The sequence below is a fragment of the Mycobacterium sp. TH-M106 genome (assembly GCF_057473765.1).
Genome location: NZ_JBYCLE010000396.1, coordinates 1 through 4044, shown reverse-complemented (window position 1 = coordinate 4044; position 4044 = coordinate 1). Strand labels below are relative to the sequence as shown.

At 68.8% G+C, this 4044-nt stretch carries 6 protein-coding genes; 2 read left to right on the top strand and 4 right to left on the bottom strand.

What is annotated here, in order from left to right; genetic code table 11:
- A partial coding sequence (locus tag AC2VOP_RS14140; protein WP_486961556.1) for a dihydroxy-acid dehydratase domain-containing protein occupies positions 1-734 on the top strand: 734 nt, incomplete at its 5' end.
- 166 nt (positions 735-900) lie between these two features.
- Here AC2VOP_RS14140 and AC2VOP_RS14135 read toward each other — a convergent pair.
- On the bottom strand, positions 901-1557 hold the full coding sequence (locus tag AC2VOP_RS14135; protein WP_486961555.1) for an O-methyltransferase: 657 nt from the start codon (positions 1555-1557) through the stop codon (positions 901-903).
- A gap of 115 nt (positions 1558-1672) precedes the next feature.
- Here AC2VOP_RS14135 and mymT point away from each other — a divergent pair, with 115 nt between their 5' ends.
- Entirely contained in the window at positions 1673-1819 is a 147-nt protein-coding gene (gene mymT / locus AC2VOP_RS14130; protein ID WP_486961554.1) for a copper-binding metallothionein MymT, read from the top strand.
- A gap of 50 nt (positions 1820-1869) precedes the next feature.
- Here mymT and AC2VOP_RS14125 read toward each other — a convergent pair whose 3' ends face one another.
- From AC2VOP_RS14125 to AC2VOP_RS14115, 3 genes are read right to left on the bottom strand one after another with little or no spacing between them, the layout of a single operon-like run.
- Positions 1870-2379, bottom strand: a complete 510-nt coding sequence (locus AC2VOP_RS14125) for a TIGR04338 family metallohydrolase (RefSeq protein WP_486961553.1) — start codon at positions 2377-2379, stop codon at positions 1870-1872.
- Positions 2376-3128: a DUF2786 domain-containing protein gene (locus AC2VOP_RS14120; protein ID WP_486961552.1), complete on the bottom strand. Its 753-nt coding sequence runs from the start codon at positions 3126-3128 to the stop codon at positions 2376-2378. The genes AC2VOP_RS14125 and AC2VOP_RS14120 overlap by 4 nt, the downstream gene beginning before the upstream one ends.
- 49 nt (positions 3129-3177) lie before the next feature.
- Positions 3178-4017 carry a lysophospholipase gene (locus AC2VOP_RS14115; RefSeq protein ID WP_486961557.1) on the bottom strand — a complete coding sequence of 280 codons (840 nt, stop codon included), beginning with the start codon at positions 4015-4017 and terminating at the stop codon, positions 3178-3180.
- Positions 4018-4044 lie beyond the last annotated feature (27 nt).

Genomic DNA, 4044 nt, shown 5'->3' with positions numbered 1-4044 from the left:
ATGTGATGTCCGACGTGGACCGGGTCGGCGGCGTACCGGTGGTGATGAAGGCCCTGCTCGATGCCGGTCTTCTCCACGGTGACTGCCTGACCGTGACCGGCCAGACCGTCGCCGAGAACCTGGCGCAGGTCGCACCGCCGGACACCGACGGCAAGGTGCTGCGTGCGCTGAACCATCCGATCCACCCGACCGGCGGTATCACCATCCTGTACGGATCGCTGGCCCCGGAGGGGGCGGTGGTCAAGACGGCCGGATTCGACACGAAGGTGTTCGAAGCCACCGCACGGGTTTTCGACGGCGAGCGGGCGGCACTGGATGCGTTGGAGGACGGCACCATCCGCTCTGGCGACGCCGTGGTGATCCGCTACGAGGGCCCCAAGGGCGGACCGGGGATGCGCGAGATGCTGGCGATCACCGCCGCCATCAAGGGTGCCGGGCTGGGCAAGGACGTGCTGCTGCTCACCGACGGCCGGTTCTCCGGCGGTACCACCGGCCTATGCGTGGGCCATGTCGCCCCCGAGGCGGTCGACGCCGGGCCGATCGCGTTCATCCACGATGGCGACCGGATCCGGCTGGACGTGGCCGGGGCGACGCTGGACATCTTGGTCGACCCGACCGAACTCGCTGCCCGCAGTGCGGGTTTCACTCCACCGCTGCCGCACTACACCACCGGCGTGCTGGCCAAATACCGCAAGCTGGTCGGCTCGGCCGCCACCGGCGCAGTCTGCGGGTAACCCCCCTTTCCCCCTGCCCCTGCTGCCCCCGCTGCCCCGGCTGCCCCCGCTGCCCCGGCTGCCCCCGCTGCCCCGGCGAGCATGCGCAAACTCGCACTCGCAGCGCCCGCAGCGTGCGATTTTGCGCATGCTCGCGCCGGAGGGTGCCGGAGGGCGCCGGGGGTAGCTATTTCACCAGGGCGAGGGCGAAGCCGTCCCAGCCCTTGACTCCCACCGTCTGGATCACCGCCGCGTCCAGACGGGGGTGTTCGCCGAGCAACTCCAGCGACCTGCGCGTTCCCTGCGCCTCCTCGTTGTCGCCGGGCGCCAGGATTTCGCCTTCCCGAATCACGTTGTCGACCACAATGACTGCGCCCGGACGAGCCAGCCGTACGGCCCACTCCAGATACGCGGCGTTGTTCTCCTTGTCGGCGTCGATGAACACCAGATCGAACGGGCCGCCGGTTACGGTCGGCAGGGTCTCCAGCGCCGCCCCGGCGATCACCTCCACCCGGTCGCCGACACCGGCGCGGGCGGTATTGGTCCGCGCCACCTCGGCATGCCTGGGGTTGTATTCCAGCGTCAGCACCCGGCCCTGCGGACCCGCCCCGCGGGCCAGCCAAACGGTGCTGTAGCCGCCCAGGGTCCCGATCTCCAGGACGCGCCGGGCTCCGACCGCGCTCGCCAGCAGATACAAGAACTTTCCCTGCTGCGGCGAGACTGCGATTCTCGGCAAGCCGGCCGCTTCGCTGGCTGCGAGTACGGCAGCCATCTCGGGATCATCGTCGACCAGAGTCCGGTCCAAGAACGCGTCCACGTCTTCGGGAGTCGACTGCTGGGTCACGCGACCAACGTTAGCCGATCACGGTACCTGATATTCACCGATATAACCCAGTACCCGTAGGGGGTATATGATAGAGTGGTTCCGCACCGAGATTCACGAGATAAGGACAGATCACATGGCAAACAACGAAGCCGGGACATTGCTGACCTGCACCCACGAGGACTGTGGTTGCCGAGTTCGCATCGAGGTGGCCTGCCACTGCCCCGGCGCGAGTGGACCGTATCGGTGCACCTGCGGCGACGACATGGTCGTCGCCACCTAGCCCAGCTGGCAAGCGCGAATCGCGGCGCCGTGACTGTTGAACCGTAACTGTCACCGGACGCCCTCCTTCGCGTAGACCACCCGCAGCACGTGCCCTAACTCGGGGCCCACGACCAGTTCGGCCAAGGCGCAGAAGGTCGCGACGAACTGCGGTCCGTGCGGCGGCGAGGCATCGCAGAGGTGGTGTGCGATCTCGTGCAGGACGACCAGCTCACGCATCGCCCAGCCAGCGGCGTGCCGGTCGGGAACCGCGATGACGCCTGCGCTGCCACGGCTTTCATAATGTGCTGCGGTCGTCCCGTGTCGGGGCCGCACCGACAGCGGGCTGACCGCCGGCCACCGCTGCCGAACCGCCGACAGTGCCAACACGTCATCGACGTATCGCTGCACCGCCGCAACCGACGCGAACCGCGCCTCCGGCGGCAGGGTCAGCTCAGTGCCGAAGAAGTCGACGCTGCCCGTTCCGTGCTCAGCGGCGCGGTCAAACAACGTCCGGACGAATTCTTCGGCGGCGTAGACCCTTGAGCGTTGCGCGTCGGGTTCAGCAAGGAATTCGTTCACTGCCCCAACGCGGCCCGCGCTGTCGGCAGCTCCGGGCTGTCGCCGAGCCGCGCCCGTCTGCCGGCCCGGTCCCCGGCGCGGCGGGCCGCTGACGAATAACCCGCCGAGGCGCGGCTGGCTCGCCAGGTGCCGCGTGCCGCCGACGCGCTGCGGTAGTAATCTCGCAGCTCGATGTCTTTGTTGCGCAGTGCGATAGCGGTGCCCGGCGAACGCCCACTATCCTTCTCGGCGTCCTGGCGGGCTTGTTCGCGAGCCTCGGCCAGCCGCCGGCCGACCCGGGCACCGAACGCCAGCTGGAAGTTCAGCCGGGCGGTGATCGTCGGGGTGGGACGGTGCGCGCCGGAGGCGACGTAGGCGTCCGACGCCCGCACCATCTGGACCACCAGGCCGGCGTAGAGGGCATGGCTGGCGTCGATGTCCTCGGCGAAGCCGTAGGCGTAGACGAACGTCGAATTCGACGCCACGTCACAGCGCACGTCGTTGGCCGATGCGATCACGACGAACAGTTGCACGTAGGTGCGCAATCCCCTGGTACCTGGCTGCCCGATGGTGATGGTGCGCTGGACCGGCGTCTGCGCCCGGGAGCGGGCAGCCGCGTGCGAGCGGGCAACCGCCAGGTCGATAGAGGTCGCAGTTGCCAGTCGTTGCGCCGCCGCCATAAACGCCTCGGCCTCGTGCTCGTTGTCGGTGCCCTCGGCCTGGCGCAGCAGCGCGGCGATGCGCGCCAACATCTTGTCATCGCGAGTCATGCCCGCAAAGCTAGCCGACCCCTGTGACAAGTCTCGACAAGACCAGATATCACAACCGCGTGTCGATCCACTCCACCACGTCGGCCAGCACGAAATCATGCTCCGGTTCGTTGAAAACCTCGTGGTAGAGCCCCGGATAGATGGTCAACCGCACGTCGGCAGACCCGACGCAGGCCGCCAGCTGCCGACTGCCGTCGACGGGGACCAGCCGGTCTTCCCCGCCGTGCAGGATGAGCAGCGGAGCGGCCAGCGCCGCGGCACGCTGCTGCATCGTCTCGCCGACCAACACCAACGCCCGTGCGACGCCGGCAGGCACCCGGCCGTGGTGGACCAGCGGGTCGTTGTCGTAGGCGGCCACCACCTCGGGGTCACGCGACACCGCCGACGAGTCGAGGGCCTGCACCGGCAGCCCCGGCGCGATGCGCCCGAGCACTTTGGCTGCGATCACCAGCAGGCGTGGCACGACGGTCTGCATGGCCACCGCCGGGCCGGACAGCACCATCAGCTGATAGTCGTCGGGGTGGTCCACGCCGTAGCTGAAGACAATCGCACCGCCCATGCTGTGCCCGAGGACCACGCAGGGCACACCGGGGTGCTCCCTGGTGGCGACGCCGACCAAGGTGTGGAAGTCCCTGGTGTATTCGGACATACCCTTGCACAGCACCCGCTTGCCGCCCGATCGGCCGTGCCCCCGAAGATCCAGCGCGTACGTTGCCAGCCCGGCCTCGCCGAACCGCAGCGCGACGTGGTCGTAGCGACGGGCGTGCTCACCGAAGCCGTGCGACAGGACGACCACGGCCCGTGGCGCGACCTCGGGCGTCCAGGCGTCGTAGACGATGCGCACACCACCGACGCCGTCGAAGGCCCGTTCGACGCGGGTGGTGGCCATCAGGGCAGCGTACGGTGCCGCACCGGG

Coding starts and splice junctions, on each gene's coding strand:
- AC2VOP_RS14120 (WP_486961552.1), bottom strand. CDS start 3,128: ATGACTCGCGATGACAAGATGTTGGCGCGCATCGCCGCGCTGCTGCGC.
- mymT (WP_486961554.1), top strand. CDS start 1,673: ATGGCAAACAACGAAGCCGGGACATTGCTGACCTGCACCCACGAGGAC.
- AC2VOP_RS14115 (WP_486961557.1), bottom strand. CDS start 4,017: ATGGCCACCACCCGCGTCGAACGGGCCTTCGACGGCGTCGGTGGTGTG.